Origin of the sequence: Pseudarthrobacter sp. CC12, from assembly GCF_039907755.1 — a bacterium.
Taxonomy (GTDB): Bacteria; Actinomycetota; Actinomycetes; order Actinomycetales; family Micrococcaceae; genus Arthrobacter; species Arthrobacter niigatensis.
In genome coordinates, this window is sequence record NZ_JARDJH010000053.1 from 1 (window position 1) to 21658 (window position 21658).

The window sequence follows — 21658 nt, forward strand, 5'->3', positions numbered from 1 at the left end:
TCTCTTCCGGATCACGATCAGGCAGCTGGTTAGTCAACCCGCTGAGGATATGGGAGGTATCTTCTCCTGCAGCCACGGCAGCCTCTTTTCGTCTTTGAAAGCATTAGGCAGTGTTTTCGTATTGTGAGAAAACACTTTTGCCATTCGAGATTAGGAAGACGTGGCCGTACGATGCAATTATGACTGCCCGAACGAGGAGAGCATCGTGAGTACTACGAATCAAAACAGACGAGTAGCTGTGGTCACCGGGGCCGGGTCAGGCATCGGACGGGAAGTCGCTCGGCAGATGCTGGCGGACGGCTACCGGGTGGCACTCGCCGGCCGCCGCGAGGCGCAGCTCAAGGAAACCGCTGGCGGCAACCCGGATACGCTCGTGGTGCCCTGCGACGTCACCCGGCCCGGCGACGTCGAACGGCTTTTCGAGACGGCCCGGCAACAGTGGGGACGGATAGACGTGCTGTTCAACAACGCCGGCGTCTTTGGTCCGGCGGCCAGCGTGGACGAAATCAGCCTGGAAGACTGGAACGCCACCCTGGCCGTTAACCTCACCGGATCCATGCTGTGTGCCGCCGCAGCCGTACGGGCCATGAAGGCGCAGGAACCGCAGGGCGGCCGGATCATCAACAACGGCTCCATCTCCGCGCATTCGCCCCGTCCACGGACCGTGGCCTACACCGTCACCAAGCACGCCATGACCGGGCTGACCAAGAGCATCGAACTGGACGGGCGCGGCTACGGCATCACGTGCGGCCAGGTCGACATCGGCAACACGGCCACGGAGATCATGGACACCATCGGCGTCGGCTCAGGGGCGCTGCAGGCGGATGGCAGCCGTAGGATCGAGCCGATGTTCCCGGTGGCGGACGCGGCCCGCGCGGTGCTGATGATGGCCAACATGCCGGCCTCGGCCAGCGTGGGCTCGGTGGTGGTTACGGCCGCGGGCATGCCGTTCATCGGCAGGGGCTGACCGTCCGGAAAGCGCGGGCTAGAAGGGCAGCACGGCCGACAGGTCCGCACGCAGGCCGGATGCCGCAACCCGGCCGGCCTTGACCGCCTCCGCCCACGCCAGCTGCCCGGTGACCATCTCAAGCCAGGTGGCGGCGTCGCACTCAATGACATTCGGCGGGGTCCCGCGTGTGTGCCGCGGCCCCTCCACGCACTGGGTGACGCCGAACGGCGGCACCCGCACCTCAACCGAATTCCCCGGGGCCCGCGCCGTCAGCTCCTCCAGCGAGTACCGCACGGCAGTGGCCAGGACGGTCCGCGGAGCGGGAGTATCCGACGGCGGTTGCGCGGCTTCGCGCCACGCCTTCAGGGCTGCTTTGCCTTCCTGGACGTCAATACGACGGCGGGCTACGGCCATGCTTTCAGTCTTCCTTTTGCGTCGGCAGGGAAACAGGGAGTCAGTCGAGGAGCGCGGACACCGCCGGACCCAACCGGATCTTGCCCACCGGATGGCCGCCGCCAAGCACGGGTTCCACGACCTTCTCCAGGGCGCTGGCGACCCCTGGGATCTCGACTGCCCCGGCGGCAGCGAGCAGGGTCAGGGCCACCAGGGAAGTCGCCCGGATGTTCCCGTCCAGGATCTTAACGGCCACGGAAACTCCCTGGGGCGTGGCCATGGCAAGGACTCCCTCGGCCCCGATTTTGGCGATGATTTCAAGCTCATCCATCACCAGGGTGTTGGCTTCACCGCGGCCTTGGACGGCCCAGGGGTAATCGAGCATCGACGTTGCAATGGTGGCTGCCCGTGCGCTGAAGCGTTGGTCGCCCGGGGCTTTGGCCAGCTGGGAGTATGCCCGGGCAAGGCCTTTGAGGGAAACAGCAGCCACCGGAGCCCCGCAGCCGTCAATCCCCAGATGGGCAATCTTCTCGTCGGTGTATTCCTCGATCACGCTCCGGACCCGCTGCTGCAGGGGGTGGTTCGGCTCCAGGTAGCTGTTGGTGTCCCAGCCGTTTTCCTTGCAGGCCCAAAGGAAAGCGGCGTGCTTCCCGGAACAGTTGAACGCCAGCCGCGATTTCCCCTTCTCAGAGCGGACCAGCCAGTTCCTGGCGGTTTCGTCCTGCGGCCAGGCCTCCGGGCACTGCAGTTGGTCCTCACGGACCCCTGCAGCCTTGAGCATGCCGGCCACCACGTCCATGTGGTCCAGGGATCCGGTATGGCTTCCGCAGGCGATGGCCACCTGGGCGCCGCGCAGCGGAACCCCTGACTGCATGGACGCCAAGGCCTGGAAAGGCTTCAACGTGGACCGGGCAAAGATGGGCGTGTTGATGTCGCCAAGCTCGGTAACCACCGAACCGTCGGCGGACAGTAGGACGGCGGAACCGATGTGCCGCGACTCCACAAAGCCGCTGCGTTCGATCACGGCCAGTTCGACGGCGGAGTCCACGGTAAAGGTTGCGTGCGGATTGTGGGGCATACCGCCAGTCTAGGGGCCAGCCACCTACTGGACAGTGACCATCACCGACTGCCAGCCCGAGGCGCCGTCCGGAACCGGGTCCGCGCGCTGGTCAGTCTGGACCTGCCCGGTGCCGTCGGTGGCGCGCACCTTGATGTAGTGCGGGCCGGGGGCGGCGTCCCATTCGTAGGACCACTGGCGCCAGGTTACGGTGGACGCTTCGGCGGACAGGGTGGCTTCCGCCCAGGCACCGTTGTCGATCTGGACCTCCACTTTGGCGATGCCCCGCGTCTGCGCCCAGGCGGTCCCACCCACGGCCACCTTTCCGGCAGCTACTTTCGCGAAGGACCTGGGCACGTCCACGCGCGCCATCGTTTTGATGGGGCCACGTTCGGACCAGCCACGGTTGGTCCAGTACGCCTTGTTGTCGGCGAACCGGGTGACTTCAAGGTCCACCACCCACTTGGTGGCCGAAACAAACCCGTAAAGCCCTGGAACCACCATCCGCACCGGGTAGCCGTGCTCCAGCGGCAGCGGTTCGCCATTCATGCCGATGGCCAGCATGGCGTCCCTGCCATCCTGGAGGACCTCCAGGGGAGTGGAGGCACTGAAGCCGTCAATGGACTTTGACAGGACCATGTCTGCGCCATCCTTGGGCCTGGCCCGGGCCAGGACATCGCGGATGGGGAGGCCCAACCATTTGGCGTTGCCGGCGAGGTTGCCGCCTACGGGGTTGGACACGCAGGTGAGGGTCACATGGGATTCGATAAGCTGCGCGTCGAGCAGGTCCTGGAAGGAGAGCGTGACTTCCTGCTCCACGAGGCCGTGAACACGCAGCTGCCAGTCATCAATGTTGATTTCCGGGATGCTCAGGGCAGTATCGATGCGGTAGAAGTCATTGTTGGGTGTCAGCCACGGGGTCACGCCCGGTACAGGGGACTGTACCCCGGCCGGTACGGGCGATGCCACCTTTGCCGGCGTGGGCAGCGTGAGTGCTTCGCGCGCCCTGGTGACGTTGCTGCGGGCGGCACCCAGGAGCCGCCCGCCGGTGGCGGCGATCCCGGCAGCCACCGCGGTAACCCCGGCAGCAGCAAAGAAGCGCCGGCGGTTGGTGCCCGCACCCTGGTGCCGGGCGTCGTCGTCGTCGTCCTGGTCAGCCGGTGCTTCAGGCCACCTCTTCAGCCCCCACAGCTGAACCATAAGCCGGCGCAGGACCACCAGGCCGGCAACCGTTCCCAGCACGGATGGGATGGCGTCTGCCGGGCCCACACCCGCCCGGGTCACCACACTGGCCACGATCACGGCCCCCATGAACAGCACCCCGAGGACGCCCAGCATCCATTTCCGGTAGGCCACCACTCCCAGGATGCACGCCAGCACCGCAATGGTCAGGCCCATGCCCACAAAGAGGGCGGCCTTGTCGTTGGTGCCAAACGTGGCGATCGCAAAGTCCTTCATCCACGGCGGGGTGAAATCAATGAAGGTCGAGCCCAGGGCAAACAGCGGCGTTGCCCGGGCGGTAAAGAACGCTCCTATCAGCTCCGCAACGGCAAGCACGACGGCGGCCGCCACCACGCCTGCCAGCGCGGCCATGGGGGCGGGGCCCGTTATCCGGTTTCGAAGCTTTGTCATGTTTATTATTCGGAGCGGCCGGGCGCGCGGATTGACCGGGCGGGCAGGCCAGGACACAGCTTAGGAGCCGAAAGGGTGCACAAAGTACCCTTGGAGACTGTGAAGGTACTCGTCATAGGCCCCGGAGGCCGCGAACACGCCATTGTCCGCTCCCTGCTTGCCGACCCCAACGTGTCCGAAGTCCATGCGGCGCCCGGCAATGCCGGCATCAGCAAGCTGGTCCCCACATACAACATCAACGGCAACGACCCGGATGCGGTTGCGGAACTGGCCACACGGCTCGCCGTGGACCTGGTGGTGGTGGGCCCCGAGGCGCCGCTGGCCGCCGGTGTGTCCGACGCTGTCCGGGAGGCCGGCATCCCCGTCTTCGGACCCAGCAAGGCCGCAGCCCAGCTGGAGGCTTCCAAGGCGTTCGCCAAGGAAGTCATGGCCGAGGCCGGCGTGCCCACTGCCATGGCCCTGGTGGCCACCAACGCAGAGGAAGCGGCATCCGCCCTGGACACCTTTGGCGCCCCCTACGTGGTCAAGGACGATGGACTGGCCGCCGGCAAAGGCGTTGTGGTTACCCGTGACCGCGACGAAGCCCTGGCCCACGCCCAGTCCTGCTTTGACGCCGGCGGCTCCGTGGTCATCGAGGAGTTCCTGGACGGCCCCGAGGTATCCCTTTTTGTCCTCTGCGACGGCCAGAACACCGTGGCGCTCTCGCCCGCCCAGGACTTCAAGCGCATCTTTGACAACGACGAAGGGCCCAACACCGGTGGCATGGGTGCCTACACGCCACTTGAGTGGGCGCCTGAAGGGCTGGTGCAGGAAGTCCTGGACCGCGTAGCCCAGCCCACCGTAAACGAGATGGCCCGCCGCGGCACGCCCTTCGTCGGTGTGCTCTTCGTTGGCCTGGCCCTGACCTCGCGGGGCACCCGGGTCATCGAATTCAACGTCCGCTTCGGCGATCCGGAGACGCAGGCCGTCCTTGCCCGGCTCAAGACGCCCCTGGGTGCGCTGCTCATGGCAGCCGCCAAGGGCGAACTGGACACGGCAGAAGAGCTGCGCTGGGCAAAGGAAACCGCCGTCGCCGTCGTCATTGCCTCCGAGAACTATCCGGACAAGCCCCGCACGGGCGACCGAATCCGCGGGCTTAAAAAGGTGGAAGCCCTGGACGGTGTGCACGTCATCCACGCCGGAACCGCCCTGGACGTGGACGGCAAGGTGGTTTCCGCCGGAGGCCGAGTCCTGGCGGTCGTCGCCCTGGGCAGCGACCTGGTGGAGGCGCGCGAACGCGCATATGACGGCGTGGAGCTGGTTCAGCTGGAAGGTTCCCAGTTCCGCAGCGACATTGCCCGCAAAGCCGCCCGCGGCGAAATCAAGGTGCCCTACGGGGCCACGGGATCAATGCCCATCGTGAAAGCAAAGGCCTGACATGACTGAAACTCCGGAGAACCGCGGCTACGCCACCGACACCCTGGACCTGCCCGGCTGGACGCACGTCTATTCAGGCAAGGTCCGCGACCTCTACGAGCCTGCCGACGAAGCCGTCCTCCAGCGCTTTGGGCAGGACTGCGTCCTGGTGGTGGCGAGCGACCGCATCAGCGCCTACGACCATGTGCTGTCCAGTGAAATCCCGGACAAGGGACGCATCCTCACCCAGCTGAGCCTCTGGTGGTTCGACCAGCTGGGCGTAGAGCACCACGTGCTGGGCTCCACCGCCGAGGACGGAGTGCCTGCCGAGGTTGAGGGCCGGGCCATGATCTGCAAGAAACTGGACATGTTCCCGGTGGAATGCATCGCACGCGGTTACCTCACCGGCTCCGGGCTGGTGGAGTACAAGGCCTCCGGCACGGTCTGCAACATCCCGCTGCCTGAAGGGCTGGTGGACGGGTCGCGGCTGGAACGCGCCATCTTTACGCCGTCGGCCAAGGCCTTGATCGGCGAGCACGACGAGAACATCACCTACGACGCCGTGGTGGCCCTGGTAGGGGACGACATCGCCGCCCGCCTCAGCGAACTGACGCTGAAGATCTACACGACGGCGGAAAAGATTGCCCGGGAGCGCGGCATCATCCTGGCCGACACCAAAGTGGAGTTCGGGTACGACGCCGTCTCCGGGTCCATCACCCTGGGCGACGAGGTGCTTACCCCGGATTCCTCGCGCTTCTGGGATGCGGCCACCTACAAGCCGGGCCAGGCGCAGCCGTCCTACGACAAGCAGTACGTCCGGGACTGGCTGACGTCCCCCGAGTCCGGGTGGGACAAGTCCTCCGACACCCCGCCGCCGGCACTGCCGGCAGATGTGGTTGAGCGTACCCGCAGCCGGTACGTCGAGGCGTACGAGAAAATCACCGGGAAGACCTTTTCCTAGGATTTAACCAAAAGCCGGGCAGCCCATGTGAATGGGTTTGCCCGGCTTTTCGGTCAGCTGGCCTTGGAAGCCGAAGCCGCCCGTTTCTGTGCCAGGTTGATTTCGAGGATTGCATCCAATGCCTGCTGGACCCGGTCCTGCGCGCCGGCAGCGGCGAACGCCTTTCGTGATTCCTCCAGGTGCACCAGAGCCTCTTCGGTTTCCCCCGCAGCCTTCAGCGACTTGCCAAGCAGAAGTGAAACTTCACCGGCGGTGTGCTTGCCCAGGGCGTCGCGTTCGGCATGGATTTCACGGAGCTTTTCGACGGCGGCCACGATGTCCCCGGTCAGGTAGAGCCAGCGCGCGCGAATGAAGGCGACTTCGAGTTCGTCGCTCTTGGTCCCCCCGACAATCGAGAATGCCAGCTCCGCACGTTCAATGGCTGCCAGTGTTTCCGGCTCCACAATTCCAGAGGATAGACGGACGGCTGCGGAAGCCTTGTTGAACCGAGCCCAAAGCTCAATATCGTTAGCGGGGGAGAGCAGTCGTGCTGCCCGCTCGTGGTGCTTGACGCCTTCGGTGTAATCGTGCCGCATGAACGCGACATTGCCGACAACCCAGGCGACTTCGCCAGCGAGCTGGGACATGGAGTGCTCATCCACCTGCTCCAGCAGGGCCTGGCAATACTTCCAGGCTTCATCCAGCCGCCCGCTTTCGGCGAGGGCCCCAATGAGAATCCGGTGCGCGCCAATGAGGACCGTGGACCCCCTGGGAAGGTTGACCGACAGCTTTACGGCCTCAAGCGCATGGTCCACGGCGAGTGCCAGTTGGCCCTGGCCATGGCAAACAGCGGCCAGCATCTGCAGGGCGCGAACGCCCAGGCCAACCGACTCTCTCGCCATGGGGTGTTCCAGGAGGCGTTCGATAATCTTCTGGCACTCCGGCAGGTCGCCCTGCTTCATGAGGCACTCGGCCTGCATGTAGGTCATGTTCCACCAGGCGCTGGTGTTTTTACCGTCAAGCGCTATTTGTGCGGCGGTGGCTGCATGGCTTGCCGCCAACGGATAATCCCGCAGATCCCAGGCTTGGCGGGCATAAAGCCCAGCCAGAACGTATTCGGCGTCACTCACGGAAATGGGTTGGCTCCAAGCCTCCAGTGCCTTGGGTGCCAACTCCAGCCGCCGGGCCAATTCCTCAATTACTTCAGCTGTCGGTTCACGCCGACCGGTCTCGAGCAAAGAGATGTAGCTGGGTGAATACAGGTCCTTGCCCAGCTCGGCCTGTGTCAGTCCACGCTCAAGGCGCTCCGCCCGGAGCTTTTCTCCGAATCCGTTGCCCACGCGTTTCCTCCTTCTGGACAGCTGGGCCTGTGAATGCTTGACAGCCCCTGTGGAAAATATTTTACAATGTGTGTCAACAAGGACAGTGCTGGCTTTGTAACGAATCCGACTCGTATTGAGGAACTTATATGTTGAAGAAGATTGCAACCGCGGCCGCCTTGGCTGGGGCCCTGGCTTTTTCCGCGGCGGCTCCGGCCGTTCTGTCTGCAGGTTCCATCGCCGATAACTCGGGTACGTCGGTAGCTATTGGCAACTGGCCTGACCCCGCCTCCACCAAGGCGAAGAAGGACAAGAAGACCACTACTACCACGGACACCTCCATCGTCACCTACATTGGCAACTGGCCTGACCCGGCGTAAATAGCTTCCTCATAACAGGAGGCGAGGGTGGCCCCGGAGCAACAGCTCCGGGGCTGTTCCTTTTAAGCCGGCGGGAAACTGGCGTAACCACATCGAGATGCAAAAAAGAGGGCCTCCGTTTGGAGACCCTCTTTCCGTTATGGTCGGGATGACAGGATTTGAACCTGCGACCTCTTCGTCCCGAACGAAGCGCGCTACCAAGCTGCGCTACATCCCGATCCGCTGCAAAAGCAACTTTACAAGGATAGCCGATTCCGGGTCCCGATGCGAAATCCTGAGGTCGGCCCCCTGCCGGCAGCCTCAGACCAGCGAATCCTTCCACGCGCCGTGGAGGTCAGCGAACCGTCCGCCGCCGCCAATGAGTTCGTCGGGAGTGCCGTCTTCCACGATCCGTCCGTCGTGAACTACCAACACCCGGTCCGCCGTCTCCACTGTGGACAGGCGGTGGGCGATGATCAGCGCTGTCCTCCGTGCTGCCTCCGTCCCGGCCAGCAGCCGGGCCAGCCCTGCCTGCACCAGGCGTTCGGACGGGATGTCCAGCGAAGAGGTGGCCTCATCCAAAATCAGCACCGCAGGCCGTGCCAGGAAGGCCCTGGCAAAGCTGATCAGCTGGCGCTGGCCGGACGAGACCCTGCCGCCGCGCTTGTTGACGTCCGTGTCGTAGCCCTCGGGGAGTTCCAGGATGAACTCGTGCGCCCCCACAGCCTTGGCGGCCTCTTCGATTTCGGCCCGGGACGCTTCCGGACGGCCCAGGGCGATGTTGTCGGCAACGGAGCCACTGAACAGGAAGGCTTCCTGGGTGACCATGACGATGTTGCGGCGGAGGTCGGTAGTGGCCAGGTCGCGGAGATCCACACCGTCCAGGGTGAGTGTTCCGGAGGTGACGTCGTAGAAGCGGGCGATGAGCTTGGCCAGGGTGGATTTTCCTGCGCCCGTCTGGCCTACCAGCGCCACGGTCTGTCCGGCCGGGATGTGGAGGTCCAGCGCGGGAACCACTATGGGGCCGTCACCGTAGCGGAACTCGACACCGCTAAAGTCGATCCGCCCCGTGGCCGCAGGCAGGGCAACAGGGTTCTTGGGCGGCCGGACCGTGGGCACCTCTTCGAGGAGCCCGGAAACCTTCTCCAGGGCGGCCTGCGCGCTCTGGAACGAGTTATAGAACATGGCCATCTGGTCCACGGGCTGGAAGAACCGCTTGGTGGACAGAATGAGGGCCAGGAGCACGCCGACTGCGAGGTCGCCGCCCAGCACCCGGAATCCGCCGAAGAGCAGGACCACGGCGACGCAGACGTTGCCGATCAGCACCAGGCCCGGCTGGAAGATGCCGTTGAGATTGATGGAGCGGACAGTGACCAGGCGGTAGTCCTCAGCCAGCTTGCCGTAGCGCTCGGAGTTCTCCCGTTCCTTGCGGAAGGCCTTGACGGCGCGGATGCCGGTCATGGTTTCCACGAAATGCACGATCAGCCGGGCGGAGACCACGCGTGATTCGCGGAAGGCGATCTGCGAGTGTTTCTGGTACCAGCGGGCCAGGAAGAACATGGGTACGCCGGCGGCCAGCACCAGCAGCCCGCTCCGCCAGTCCAGCGCAAAGATGGTGGCGGCGGTGAAAGCCATGAACAGCATGCCTGAGGCCAGGGAGCTGACGCCCGAATCGAGGAGTTCGCGCAGCGCCTCCAGGTCAGAGGTCTGCCGCGCGATGATGCGGCCGGACGTGTACTTCTCGTGGAACTCGAGGCTAAGCCGCTGGGTGTGCCGGAACACCCGGACGCGGAGATCCAGCAGCATGGCCTGGCTGAGCCGCGCCGTGGAGGTGACGTACAGGGCGGTGAGTCCCGCCGTCGCAATGGCTGCCAGCAGGTAGGCGACGCCGGTGAACACCAAGGGGGCGTTGTTCCCGGCCTGGAGTGCGGGGAGGGCGTGGTCGATGCCGAAGGCGATCAGGGCCGGGCCCGCCACGCGCGCAGCCTGGGAGAGCACCACCATGGCAATAGTGAGCCAGAACCGTACCCGCACCGGACGGATCAGCGACCCCAGCAGGGCCAGCGACCGGCGTCGTACCGCGCGGCTCTCCGCCTTGCTGAGGTGGGCGTTGTCCTCGTTGGCTGTGCCAAACGCTGCGGCGCTCATCGGGTCACTTCCTCGGCCCGGTCTTCAAGTGCCGACAGTTCGGAGTCCAGGTCCCGCGGCTCCCGGTCCAGGCTGGCGATGACGTAGCGGTAGTGCTGGTTGCGGGCCAGCAGCTCGGTGTGGGTTCCGACGGCGGCGATCCGCCCGTTTTCGAGCAGTGCTACCCGGTCAGCGAGGGCCACGGTGGATGGCCGGTGGGCGACGATAAGGGTGGTGGTGTCCTTGAGGACCTCCCGGAGGCGTCCCTCCACCAATTCCTCGGTGTGGACGTCCAGGGCGGACAGGGGATCATCCAGGACCAGGACACGCGGACGGGCGGCGATGGCGCGCGCCAGGGCAATGCGCTGCCGCTGCCCTCCCGACAGGCTCAGGCCTTCCTCGCCGATCAGAGTGTCCACACCCTGGGGCAGGGAGTAGGCGAAATGGGCCTGGGCAACGTCGAGGGCTTCATCGAGTACCTCATCGGAGCGGACCGGGGCGCCGAGCAGCACGTTGTCCCGCACCGAATTCGAAAAGAGCGTGGTGTCCTCGAAAGCTACCCCTACCATGCTGCGCAGTTCCTCCACGTCGAAGTCCCTGATGTCGATGCCGTCAATGCTGATGGCGCCGCTCGTGACGTCATACAGGCGGGGAACCAGCTGGATCAGCGCGCTCTTGCCGCTGCCAGTGATGCCCACCAGGGCCATCGTCTCGCCGGGCCGGACATCGAAGTTGATGTCCTTGAGGATCGGCTTGTCCGGGGCGTCTTCGAAAGCGAAGGTTGCGTTGGTGAAACGGAGCGCCCCGGCGGGCTGCCCTGGGCGCCGTGGTTCCGCCGGGCTGGTGATGGTGTTGCGGGTGTCCATCACCTCGTAATGGCGGTCGACGGCGGTCTTGGCAGTGAGTGCCATGGCCAGCAGCATGCCGGAGAATTCCACGGGGGAGGCGATGACCGCGGCCGTGGCGAAGAATGCAACCAGCGAGCCGATGCTGAGCTGGCCGCTGGCGCACAACATCACGCCGACCACCAGTCCGGCACCGAGGGCCAGTTCGGGGAGCAGGGTGACCACCATGGTGAAGGTCGCCTGGTGGCGCGCTTTCGCGATCTCCGTCTGGCGAAGCTCCTCCGCCTGCTCGTTGAAGTTTTCCAGGGCTTCGCGGCTGCGCCCGAACGCCTTGAGCACTCGGATGCCGTGGACGGATTCCTCTACGGTGGTGGCGAGGTCGCCGGCCTGGTCCTGGCTGCGCCGGGCAACCTTGCTGAACCGGGTACGGAACCGGAAGCTGTTGATGGTGATGGGGACGGCGGCGGCGAGGAAGATCAGGGCCAGCTGCCAACTCATGGCAAACATGGCAACGATGCCGATCACCACGGTAAGGGTGGTGACCACCAGCATGATGGCGCCGAACGCCATCCACCGCCGGAGGAAGTTCAGGTCCGTCATGGCCCGGGACAGCAGCTGTCCGGAGCCCCACCGGTCGTGGAAGGAAACTGTCAGTTCCTGCAGGTGGTCGTAGAGTGAAACCCGCATCCGGGTTTCCACCGTGGTTGCGGGGTTGATGACGAACTGCCTGCGGAGGGCCACCAGTCCTGCTTCGGCGATGCCCAGCACCAGGATGACCCCTGCAGAGGTCCAGACCGCCTCTGTGGTACCCCCTGGCTGAAGGGCGGTATTGACCAGGACGCGCAGTACTTGGGGGATGGTCAACGCCACGATGCTGGCCAGCAGGGCACAGAGAAGCCCCAGCACAAGCCTGGGAAGGATGGGCCGGACATGCGGATAAAGACGGCTGATGGATCGGAAAAAGGGAGTCTGCTTGGCCATGCCCGCTTCTCAAGCTCTAAAACGAATGTAGTTTCCTCTAGCAACAACCCTATGCCATTGGCGTGAGGCGGTTCACAGGGATTTGCGGGGCCGGCCGGCTGCTTGCCCAGTTATTGCAGACCGTAATGCGGGATGTGCTATCAGATATGGTCCCCATAACCGCATTTTAGGGACCCTATCTGATAGGGCAACGGGTCAGTTGCGGGAGGTCAGGGTCAGCAGGACGGCCTCCGGCTTGCAGGCGATCCTTACCGGGGCGAAGCGCGAGGTGCCGATGCCGCCGGAGACGTTGACCGGCGTCGTCCTTCCGTTGCTTGACCAGTCATTGAGGCCCTTGGCGCGCCACGTGGGAATGTCGCAGTTGGCGATGATGGCCCCGTAACGGGGGATGCACAGCTGGCCGCCATGGGTGTGGCCGGCGAGCAGGAGGTCTGCGCCGCTTTCCGTGAAGTGGTCCAGCACGCGCTGGTACGGCGCGTGGATGACGGCGATCCGGAGGTGGTCATTGGAATCCTGGTTGACCGTTCCCCGGGGCCATCCGGCGTACCGTTCCCGGTTCAGGTGCGGATCATCGACGCCGGAAAAATCGAAGCGCATACCGTGGAGGACCACTGACTGGTTGCGGTTGGTCAGGTCCACCCAGCCGCTCATCCCGAACCCGGAACGGAGGCGCGGCCAGTCCAGGGCGACCGGCTTGGGCTTTACCTTGGACGGACCCAGCAGGTAGGACGCAGGGTTCTTGGGGCTGGGGGCGAAGTAGTCATTGGAGCCCGGGACAAAGACTCCGGGGAACTGCAGCAGCGGCTTCAAAGCATCCAGCAGCGGGTCCACAGCCTTGACGTGGCTGAGGTTATCGCCCGTGTTCACCACCAGGTCCGGCTGGAGCTCCGCCAGCGACCCAAGCCACTCAGCTTTCTTCTTCTGCCCGGGGACGAAGTGGATATCGCTCAAGTGCAGAATGCGGAAAGGGTCCCTGCCGGGCGGGAGGATGGCCAGGGTTTCCTCACGGAGGACGAACTGGTTCTTTTCCCAGAGCCCATAACCGAAGGCGGCCATCCCGGCCGCGGTTCCGGCTCCTGCAGTGACGGCAAAGCCGCGCCCGAAGGAACGGGCGCGGCTTGCCAGGTTATCCATGTCCATGTGCGGTCAGCCGTTTCCCTTGCCGTTGCCGTTGTTGGTGGGGGCGGGGGCTGGGGCAGGAGCCTGGGTGGCGGGGGCCTGCGGTGCTGGAGCCTGGGTAGCCTGCGGGGCGGGAACGGGCGCCTGGGTGGCTTGGGGAGTGGTACGGCCAGGCGTCGTGTTCGCCGTAGGGCCGCTGACCATGTTGCTCGGAGGCGCAGGGAACGGGTTGGTTCCGTAGGCCGGAGCGATCTTGGACATGTAGTTGGAGAACATGGGGCCGGCGATCATGTAGCCGTCAATGCCTTGATAGAACTTTCCGTTGACGGTGATGTTCTGGCCGGCACGGCCCTGGTTCCCCAAGGGGTCACCGAACCAGGCCGCGGTAGCCAGGCCCGTAGTGTGGCCAACAACCCAGGTGGAGCCGTTGTTGTTGGACGTACCGGTCTTGGCGCCGATGGGAAAGCTCGTCTTGGTGGAAATCCGGGGCTGAATCAGCGAGCCCGAGCCCCTGTTCAGGACCTCCTGGAGCGCGTAGTTCACGCCGCGGGCGACCTCTGGCTTGATCGCGTCCCGGCAGTTGCTGGACTGGGCCGGGAGCTGCTTGCCGGTGGCATCGGTGACTGAGGTGATGGCGATGGGTTCGCAGTACTTTCCGTCATTCGCGAAGGTGGCAAAGGCGCTGGCCATCGTAAGGGGTGACGTCTGGGTGGACCCCAGCAGGTTGCCCAGGGTCATCATGTTCACCTTGGGGTTCGGCTCGCTGCCATCCGCCGACGGCAGGCCGCTGTGCAGCCCAACGGCATCCGCAATCTGTTGGATTCCACAGAAGTCCAGCTGGGCGGCGGAGGCGAAGGTTACGGTGTTAATGGAGTTGTAGAGGCCCTCCAGGACCGTAAGCGGCTTGTACCACTGTGGCTCAGCATTCTGCAGGTCATCCGCGGCATCCAGCTTCGCGTTCTTCTGGGCGGTGCTGTAAGCGCCCTGCACCTTGCCGCAGGTGTTCTTCCACGGGTAGCCGATGGGGTAGACGCGCTGGGCAGCGTTGACCACGGTATTCATGGTCTTGCCCTCATTGAGCCACTCGGCAAAGGTGAACGGTTTCATGGTTGAGCCGGGCTGGAAGCCGCCGATGCCGTTGAGGTCGTTCCCGTCCTTGTCCAGCTGGTCAACGTTGAAGTTCAACTGCGAGTTGAAGCCGCTTGGGCCAGCCAGGAACGAAGTGTTCTGGGCCATGGAGACGATCTTGCCCGTGCCCGGTTGCACTGAGACCATGGACGCGCCCCACTTGTCGGGGTTGGCGCCTGCAGCCGCATCGGCCTGTTCCTGGGCCGTGGCCTGGGCCTTGGGGTCGAGGGTGGTTGTAATCGTGAGGCCGCCGCCGTAGAGGACATGCTGGCGTTCTTCTTTGTCCGCGCCGTAGGCGGGGTTGTTTTCCAGCAGATGCAGGACGTAGTTGCAGAAGTACGGGGCAGAAGCGGCGTAGGCGCAACCCTGCTTGGGCTGGGTCACCTTGGGTTCCACCGGCGTGGCCACCGCGGCCTCGTATTCCTCCGCGGTGATCTTTTTCTGGTCCTTCATCAGTCCCAGCACCAGGTCCCGGCGCTGCTTCGACTTTTCCGGATTGGTGATGGGATCAAAGGCGGAGGGGCTGTTCACCAGGCCGGCGAGCAGGGCTGCCTGCGGCAGGGTGAGGTCCTTGGCAGTAGTGCTGAAGAAGTAACGGGATGCCGCTTCGATGCCGTATGCGTCGCGGTTGAAGAACACGATGTTCAGGTAGCCCTCAAGGATCTGGTCCTTGGTGAATTCTTTCTCCAGGGCGATGGAGAGCTTCATTTCGCGGAGTTTGTCGCCAACGCCCTTGTTGACGCCGTTGAGCTTGATCTGGTCCTCTTCGCCGGCGGCTGCGAGGTTGGCGTTCAGGACGTTGTTGACGTACTGCTGCGTGATGGTGGACGCGCCCTGCTTGTTGCCGCGGGCTGTGGCGACCAGCGCGCGGAGGATGCCGGTGGTGTCCACACCGCCGTGCTCGTAGAACCTGCTGTCCTCCACCGCGATGATGGCGTTCTTCATGTTCGGTGAAATCTGGTCCAGCGGAACCTTGGTGCGGTTCTCCGTGTAGACGCTGGCGATCTCGCTGCCGTCCGCAGCCAGGATCCTGGTGGTCTGGCTCGGGGGATCAACCTTCAGTTCGGCGGGAAGGGAATCGAAGAAATTGATGGAACCGCTTGCCGCGCTGCCAGAGACGGCCGCGGCAGGGACCAACAGGCCCGCCACGAGGACACCGCAAATCGCGCTCACACCAAGGAAAAGAAGGATCTTACCCAGTGTGGTGGCAGTGTCGAATAAGGGGTTGTTGCGAGTCGCCATGTTTTCCACTTTACCGGCAAGGGCTACGCTTTCTCTCATGACCAAATGGGAGTACGCGACGATTCCGCTCATCATCCACGCTACAAAGCAGATCCTTGACCAGTGGGGAGAGGACGGCTGGGAGCTCGTCCAGGTAGTCCCCGGACCCGACGGTAACGGCCTTGTCGCCTACCTCAAGAGGGAGAAGCAGTAGCATGAGCACCCCCGCAGAAGCCCAGTCCAGCCCGGCGACGGCGCCGGTTTCCGCCGTCGAGCAGCGCCTCGCGGAACTTAGCCTTGCCCTCCCGGAGGTTGCCGCCCCGGTAGCCTCCTACGTTCCCGCTGTCGTCTCCGGCAGCCACGTCTATACCTCGGGCCAGCTGCCGTTTATTAACGGCAAACTCGAAGCTACGGGCAAGGTTTCGGCAGGAACGGAAGGGTTCGCCGACGAGCCCACGGTTTCCCCGGAGGACGCCCAACGCTACGCGGCAGTGTGCGCCGTCAACGCCCTTGCTGCCGTCAAGAGCGTCATCGGTGACCTTGACCGCATCACGCGGATCGTCAAAGTTGTGGGATTCGTCGCCTCGGATCCCTCCTTCACGGGCCAGCCCGCCGTCGTCAACGGCGCCTCGGAACTGCTGGGCCGTGTCCTTGGCGACGCCGGGCAGCACGCGCGGTCCGCCGTCGGCGTTGCCGTACTTCCACTCGACTCTCCCGTAGAGGTCGAGTTGATCGCCGAATTCAGCTAAGACCGGACACTTCCCTTGCCGCACCTCGCACGACGCCTTTTTGCACTTCCCCAGGATCTGGAAGGGGCAGCACAAAGCTGGCTCGAACACGGCGAGCGGACCCCCAGGGCCGCCCGCTACGCATCATCCGTAGTCCTCCTGCGCGATTCACCCACCGGTTTGGAGACGTGGCTGGGTTACCGACCCGGCTCCTCGCCGCTGGGGGTCCTCGCGTTCCCCGGCGGGTCCCTTGACCCGTCCGACGACGAGCCCATGGGTTGGCTGGGCCCGTCGCCGCAGCATTGGGCTGAGCAAATGGGAACGGACGACGTCGGGCTGGCGCGCCGCCACGTGGTGGGAGCCATCCGGGAACTCTTCGAGGAAACCGGCATCCTGCTGGCTGGTCCGGATATGTCCAATACGGTCGAAGCCACGTCAACGTCCGAATGGATGCGGGCCCGCGTGGCCGTCGCGGACCAGGAAAAGACGCTTGCCCAGGTCCTGGGCAAGCGCGGACTTTCCCTCCGCACCGACCTGCTGAAGTCCCTGGTCAACTGGCGCAGCCCGGACTTTGCGCACCGCCGGTTCGATACCCGGTACTTTGCGGCCACCCAGCCGCTTGGCCAGGAGCCGTCGCTGCTTGGGGGCAAAGGCGTGTGGGGCCGATGGGTCAACGCGGCGCAGGTGGTGCAGGAACGGAACACCAGCAATCTTGGGGACGAGGCAGGCCAGGAGAACACCGTGGGCCGCCCCTTGGGCGAACTGCTCGTGCCGGGCTCGGAAATCATGCTGGAAAAGATGGCGACGGCCAACGGCTGTATCGCTTATTTGAGCTACAAGCGGAAGCACCACGTATACCAGCCAACGCTGGTCGAAGAAGACGGCAGGCTCATGCTTGAAGTCGAGGCGGCCAAGACCGTGGCAGGGGACCACCAGCGCGAACGCTGACGCCCTGCAGAGGCGGGTAAAATCCTCAACAATGCCACACCGGAAGCAAGGGGGCGCCTTTGCGCGCAACGGTCAAGGACGTAGCGCGCCTCGCAGGGGTTTCGCCAAAGACAGTCTCGAACGTCATGAACGGAATTGTCCCGGTCAGCGCTCCCACCCGAACCAGGGTGGAGCAGGCCATGGCCGAGCTGGACTATGTCCCCAACCTCTCCGCCCGGGGATTGCGCAACGGCAGGTCTGGCGTCATTGCCCTGGCATTGCCGGACCTGGCCACGCCGTATTCTGCCGAAATTGCGCACAGCGTGGTGGAAGTAGCCCATGAACAGGGCTGGAGCGTGCAGATCGAGGAGACGGGATCCGATCCCACCCGCGAGTACGAATTGATGTCCCGCGCGCGCTCCAACCTGATAGACGGGTTGATCCTCAACCCCGTGGTGCTGGACGAGAGTGCCGTCAAAGTGGGCGTCGCCCTGCCTCCCGTGGTCCTGCTTGGGGAAGTGTCCCAGAAGCTGGCCGACCGTGTGTGGGTGGACAGCGTCGCCGCCGCCCGTGACATGACACTGGCGCTCGGCAGGACGGGCAGGCGGCGTATCGCGGTCCTGGGCGCCGCCGAGGGCAGGGGCTCCGCGGCAGCCGTCCTCCGCACCCGCGGGTACCAGGCCGCGCTTGGCGAACTCGGCATCCCCTGGGACGACTCGTTGATCATCCCTTGCGAAAAGTGGAGCCCGGATACGGCAGCCCATGCTCTTTCCGCCTACCTTGACGCGCACCCGGTGCCCGAGGCGCTGTTCTGTTTCACCGATTCCATGGCGATCGGTGCCCTGAGCGTGCTGTGGAAACGCGGCCTTCGGGTTCCCGACGATGTGGCCGTTGCGGGTTTCGACGACATCGCAGATGCGAAATATGCGGTGCCGTCACTGACAACCGTCTCCTTCGACAAGCGCAGGGTGGCCAGCGAAGCCCTGCGGCTCCTGACCGAACGCATGCAGGACCGCGAGGGCCCGCAGCGGGTGGTGGCCGTCGATTACGAAGTCGTGGAGCGGGAAAGCACCTCTTCCTAGGCCCTGCACGCAGCGCCGGCCACTGGCGTGGTGTCGAAGCGAGACAGCGGGATCACTTTGCGAACGCTAACAATTTTCATTGCGGGGACGCATTACATCGATGTAATGTGAGGCGTGCGTCACACCGGAGCCTGCAGGACTGCGATGAGGGACACCCGGCAGCAACGGTTGTGGCAACGGAATGACTTTCAGCGGACCCATCCAAAGGAGTGACGGGTGAAGCAGTTTGATTTTTTCGACGACAGGCAACTGTCCAGGCGCCGGCTGTTGTCCGGAACCGCAGCGTTGGGAAGCGTGTTCGCCGCGGCGGCCTTGTCCGGGTGCGGCGGAAATGCCTCCGCCGCGGCCCCCAGGGATATCCAGTTCTGGCATCTCCTGTCCGGTGGCGACGGCATCAAGATGCAGAACATGATCAGCAAGGTGAACGACGCCAACCCCGCGTTCAAGGTGCACCCGACAGTTCTTGCCTGGGGGCCGCCGTACTACACCAAGCTGGCCATGGCATCGGCCGGCGGCCGTCCGCCGCAGCTGGCCATCATGCATGCCAGCCGCGTTCCCGGCTATGCGCCCGGCGGCCTGATCGACCCATGGGACCTGGACCTGCTGTCAGAGTTCGGCGTCACCAGCCAGAGCTTCGCGCCCAGGATCTGGGACAAGAGCCGGAACAACGGCAAAGTCTTCTCCATCGCCCTGGATTCGCACCCCTTTGTCATGTTCTATAACCGTGACGTGGCGGGAAAGGCAGGACTGCTTGGCAGCAACGGGCAGTTGCAGGAAGCGAAGTCCCCGCAGGAATTCATCAGCATCGCGCGGGAAATGCAGAAAGTGACCCAGGCGCACGGTCTGTCCTTCGGGTACCTCGGCAGCGGGTCACAGATGTGGCGCCTTTTCTACACCCTCTACCGGCAGCACGGGGCAAGCATGGAACTGACCCCCGGCAAGCCAATGGTGGCCGACAACGAGGCCGCCGTTGAGTCCCTGGAATTCATGACCTCCCTGTTCGATGACACCATCGCGGCGCAAAGCGGCGACATCAGCACCGGCATCGCGGAATTCGCCCGCGGGGGATCAGGCATGCTCTTCAGCGGGGTCTGGGAGCTTCCCACCTTCAAGAAGGCAAACCTGCCCGTTGACGCCGCCACCATCCCCACGCTGTTCGGAACGCCGGCCGCATACGCTGACTCGCATTCCTTCGTGCTTCCCCGGCAGCTGAACGTCGACGACGCCAAGCGCCGCGACGTCTACAAATTCGTCAGCGACATCCTCAAGGGCTCGCTGTCCTGGGCCGAGGCAGGACATATCCCCGCCTTCCAGCCGGTGGTGCAATCCCAGGCCTACCGCGAACTCACGCCCCAGATCCACTACGCCAACGCCGCAGACATCATCGCCTACGACCCGGAGGCCTGGTTCAGCGGATCGGGCTCCGACTGGCAAACGTACTTTGCGGAGACCGTACAGAACGTGCTCCTCGGCCGCGACAAGGCAACTGATGGCTGGGATGCCTTCGTGCGGCGCACCAACACCCTGCTTTCCCGTCCCAACCCGGTTTGAACCGCCAAGCGACACAGGAGTCCAAATGAGTTCCGTAGCAACGTCACACAACAGCGAGGGTCCGGCGGGTTCGCTGCCCGGGCTGTCCCGCCAAAGAATGTCCAGGCAGGCGGGGTCCAGGACCGCAGGGTCCCGTTCCCAGGGAAGCCGGGACAACCTCAACGGCTGGGCCTTTGCTGCGCCGTTCCTGGCATTCTTCCTGGTCTTCCTCGTCTGGCCCCTCCTTTACGGGCTGTACATGAGCCTGACCGGCAAGTCCCTTACCGGGGCCAACGACAGCCTGATTGGGCTGGCAAACTACAGCGAAGCCCTCGCCGACTCCGACATGTGGCATTCGCTGGGCAACACCCTTTACTTCACGGTCATCAGCACCGTCCCGCTGGTGGTCGTTGCCTTGGTCATGGCCGCCCTGGTCAATGTCGGACTGCCCGCGCAATGGCTGTGGCGGCTGTCCTACTTTGCCCCGTACCTGCTGGCCTCCACCGTTGTCTCCCTGTTCTTCACCTGGATGTACAACCCCCAGCTGGGCCTGATCAACGACTCACTGGCCAAAATCGGGCTGCCGAAAGTTGCGTGGCTGAACGACCCCGGCGTAGCCATGTGGGCAATCGTCATCGCCACCCTGTGGTGGACGGTGGGCTTCAACTTCCTCCTGTACCTGGCGGCGATGCAGAACATCCCCGCCCAGCACTATGAAGCGGCGTCGCTGGACGGCGCCGGTGCCTGGCGGCAGTTCTTTTCCATCACCCTGCCGCAGCTGGCCCCGACCACCGTGATGATCGTGCTCCTCCAGATCCTGGCGTCGCTGAAGATTTTCGACCAGGTCTACCAAATGACAGCAGGCGGCCCGGGCGGTGCCACCCGGCCCGTGGTGCAGTACATCTTCGAAACCGGCTTCACCGGATACCGGCTGGGCTACTCGGCAGCCATCTCCTACATCTTGTTCGGACTGATCGTGGCCGTTTCGGTCATCCAGTTCCTCATCACCCGCCGCAGGAGTGCATAGCCATGGCAACTGAAACCCTAGCCCGCCCTCTTCCCTCCACGGCCACGCCATCCGCCGGCGGCAGGAACGGCCGCAGGATGAGCCCCGGCCGCGTTGCGGTCCTGGCAGTCGCCGCCCTGCTGGCCGTCCTCTGGATGGTGCCCTTCGCCTGGGCAACCGTCACCGCTTTCAAGAGCGAAACTGATGCCGCCGCTCCGAAGGTCAGCTGGATCCCGCCGTCGGGCTTCACCGCCGATGCGTTCGTCAAGGTGTTCCAGGACGGCAACATCCCGCTCTGGACCTGGAATTCGCTGTACACCTCGGCGGCCATCACAATGATCACGCTGGTCATTTCCGCGCTGGTGGCCTACGCGCTGTCCCGCATCGACTTCCGGGGCAAGAAGGTCCTGATGACCGTGATCATCGCGTCCATCATCGTTCCCCCGCCGGTCCTGATCATCCCGCTGTTCTACCAAATGGTGGCACTGCACATGATCGATACCTCCTGGGCCATCATCCTGCCGCAGGTCATCCATCCGGCCATGGTGTTCGTGCTCAAGAAGTTTTTCGACCAGATCCCGCGCGAACTCGAAGAAGCCGCGGTCATGGACGGCGCCAGCCGGATGCGGATTTTCCTCCAGGTCATCCTTCCGCTGTCCCGCCCCATCCTCGCGGCGGTGGCAATCTTCGTGTTCATCGGCGCCTGGAACAACTTCCTCTGGCCCTTCATTGCCACCAACGACGGGTCCGTCCTGACCCTCCCCGTGGGGCTGCAGACCATCAAGAGCGCCTACGGCATCCAGTACGCCCAGAACATGGCGTCCGCGTTGCTCGCGGCCCTGCCGCTGATCCTGCTTTTCCTGTTCTTCCAGCGCCAGATCATCAAGGGCGTTGCGACGACGGGACTCGCCGGCACCTGA

Annotated in this window: 19 protein-coding genes and 1 tRNA gene; 11 read left to right on the forward strand and 9 right to left on the reverse strand. The window is 64.4% G+C overall.

The window, feature by feature from the left end; genetic code table 11:
* Window positions 1-205: 205 nt before the first annotated feature.
* The gene (locus tag PV772_RS21700; RefSeq protein WP_141159351.1) at window positions 206-967 is read left to right on the forward strand and encodes an SDR family oxidoreductase; all 762 of its coding nucleotides are present in this window, start codon (window positions 206-208) and stop codon (window positions 965-967) included.
* An 18-nt stretch (window positions 968-985) separates the two neighbouring features.
* Here PV772_RS21700 and PV772_RS21705 read toward each other — a convergent pair whose 3' ends face one another.
* From PV772_RS21705 to PV772_RS21715, 3 genes are read right to left on the reverse strand one after another with little or no spacing between them, the layout of a single operon-like run.
* Window positions 986-1363, reverse strand: coding sequence for a sterol carrier family protein (locus tag PV772_RS21705; protein ID WP_141159352.1), 378 nt, complete (start codon window positions 1361-1363; stop codon window positions 986-988).
* 40 nt (window positions 1364-1403) lie between these two features.
* Window positions 1404-2420, reverse strand: a complete 1017-nt coding sequence (locus PV772_RS21710) for an asparaginase (protein WP_141159353.1) — start codon at window positions 2418-2420, stop codon at window positions 1404-1406.
* Between the two features lie 24 nt (window positions 2421-2444).
* Window positions 2445-4031: a molybdopterin-dependent oxidoreductase gene (locus tag PV772_RS21715; protein WP_347887533.1), complete on the reverse strand. Its 1587-nt coding sequence runs from the start codon at window positions 4029-4031 to the stop codon at window positions 2445-2447.
* Window positions 4032-4130: 99 nt separating this feature from the next.
* Here PV772_RS21715 and purD point away from each other — a divergent pair, with 99 nt between their 5' ends.
* Both purD and PV772_RS21725 read left to right on the forward strand, forming a co-directional pair.
* On the forward strand, window positions 4131-5447 hold the full coding sequence (gene purD, locus PV772_RS21720; protein WP_141183459.1) for a phosphoribosylamine--glycine ligase: 1317 nt from the start codon (window positions 4131-4133) through the stop codon (window positions 5445-5447).
* Window position 5448: 1 nt separating this feature from the next.
* A complete protein-coding gene (locus PV772_RS21725; RefSeq protein WP_347887534.1) occupies window positions 5449-6387 on the forward strand; it encodes a phosphoribosylaminoimidazolesuccinocarboxamide synthase in 939 nt (312 codons plus the stop codon).
* Between the two features lie 53 nt (window positions 6388-6440).
* On the opposite strand, the gene PV772_RS21730 is transcribed toward PV772_RS21725, so the two are convergent.
* The gene (locus PV772_RS21730) at window positions 6441-7706 is read right to left on the reverse strand and encodes a helix-turn-helix transcriptional regulator (protein ID WP_141159356.1); all 1266 of its coding nucleotides are present in this window, start codon (window positions 7704-7706) and stop codon (window positions 6441-6443) included.
* A gap of 128 nt (window positions 7707-7834) precedes the next feature.
* Here PV772_RS21730 and PV772_RS21735 point away from each other — a divergent pair, with 128 nt between their 5' ends.
* Complete coding sequence (locus tag PV772_RS21735; RefSeq protein WP_141159357.1) at window positions 7835-8065, forward strand: hypothetical protein; 231 nt, start codon at window positions 7835-7837, stop codon at window positions 8063-8065.
* 140 nt (window positions 8066-8205) lie between these two features.
* Here the strand turns inward: PV772_RS21735 and PV772_RS21740 are convergent.
* The 5 genes from PV772_RS21740 to PV772_RS21760 all read right to left on the reverse strand — a co-directional run bounded on the left by PV772_RS21740 (window position 8206) and on the right by PV772_RS21760 (window position 15486).
* Window positions 8206-8282: transfer RNA gene (locus PV772_RS21740), tRNA-Pro, on the reverse strand.
* An 83-nt stretch (window positions 8283-8365) separates the two neighbouring features.
* On the reverse strand, window positions 8366-10192 hold the full coding sequence (locus PV772_RS21745; RefSeq protein WP_347887535.1) for an ABC transporter ATP-binding protein: 1827 nt from the start codon (window positions 10190-10192) through the stop codon (window positions 8366-8368).
* A complete protein-coding gene (locus tag PV772_RS21750) occupies window positions 10189-11997 on the reverse strand; it encodes an ABC transporter ATP-binding protein (RefSeq protein WP_141159359.1) in 1809 nt (602 codons plus the stop codon). Before PV772_RS21750 ends, PV772_RS21745 begins: the two co-directional genes overlap by 4 nt.
* 195 nt (window positions 11998-12192) lie before the next feature.
* Window positions 12193-13137, reverse strand: a complete 945-nt coding sequence (locus PV772_RS21755) for a metallophosphoesterase (protein ID WP_141159360.1) — start codon at window positions 13135-13137, stop codon at window positions 12193-12195.
* 6 nt (window positions 13138-13143) lie between these two features.
* On the reverse strand, window positions 13144-15486 hold the full coding sequence (locus tag PV772_RS21760; RefSeq protein ID WP_141159361.1) for a transglycosylase domain-containing protein: 2343 nt from the start codon (window positions 15484-15486) through the stop codon (window positions 13144-13146).
* 37 nt (window positions 15487-15523) lie between these two features.
* Here PV772_RS21760 and PV772_RS21765 point away from each other — a divergent pair, with 37 nt between their 5' ends.
* From PV772_RS21765 to PV772_RS21795, 7 genes are all read left to right on the forward strand, one after another.
* A complete protein-coding gene (locus tag PV772_RS21765) occupies window positions 15524-15679 on the forward strand; it encodes a DUF4177 domain-containing protein (protein WP_009359196.1) in 156 nt (51 codons plus the stop codon).
* Between the two features lies 1 nt (window position 15680).
* Window positions 15681-16214 carry a RidA family protein gene (locus PV772_RS21770; RefSeq protein ID WP_141159362.1) on the forward strand — a complete coding sequence of 178 codons (534 nt, stop codon included), beginning with the start codon at window positions 15681-15683 and terminating at the stop codon, window positions 16212-16214.
* Window positions 16215-16229: 15 nt separating this feature from the next.
* Complete coding sequence (locus PV772_RS21775) at window positions 16230-17141, forward strand: NUDIX hydrolase (RefSeq protein WP_141159363.1); 912 nt, start codon at window positions 16230-16232, stop codon at window positions 17139-17141.
* Between the two features lie 59 nt (window positions 17142-17200).
* The gene (locus PV772_RS21780; RefSeq protein WP_141159364.1) at window positions 17201-18202 is read left to right on the forward strand and encodes a LacI family DNA-binding transcriptional regulator; all 1002 of its coding nucleotides are present in this window, start codon (window positions 17201-17203) and stop codon (window positions 18200-18202) included.
* A 216-nt stretch (window positions 18203-18418) separates the two neighbouring features.
* A complete protein-coding gene (locus PV772_RS21785; RefSeq protein ID WP_141159365.1) occupies window positions 18419-19753 on the forward strand; it encodes an extracellular solute-binding protein in 1335 nt (444 codons plus the stop codon).
* 97 nt (window positions 19754-19850) lie between these two features.
* Entirely contained in the window at window positions 19851-20759 is a 909-nt protein-coding gene (locus tag PV772_RS21790) for a sugar ABC transporter permease (RefSeq protein WP_141161468.1), read from the forward strand.
* 2 nt (window positions 20760-20761) lie between these two features.
* On the forward strand, window positions 20762-21658 hold the full coding sequence (locus PV772_RS21795; protein WP_141159366.1) for a carbohydrate ABC transporter permease: 897 nt from the start codon (window positions 20762-20764) through the stop codon (window positions 21656-21658).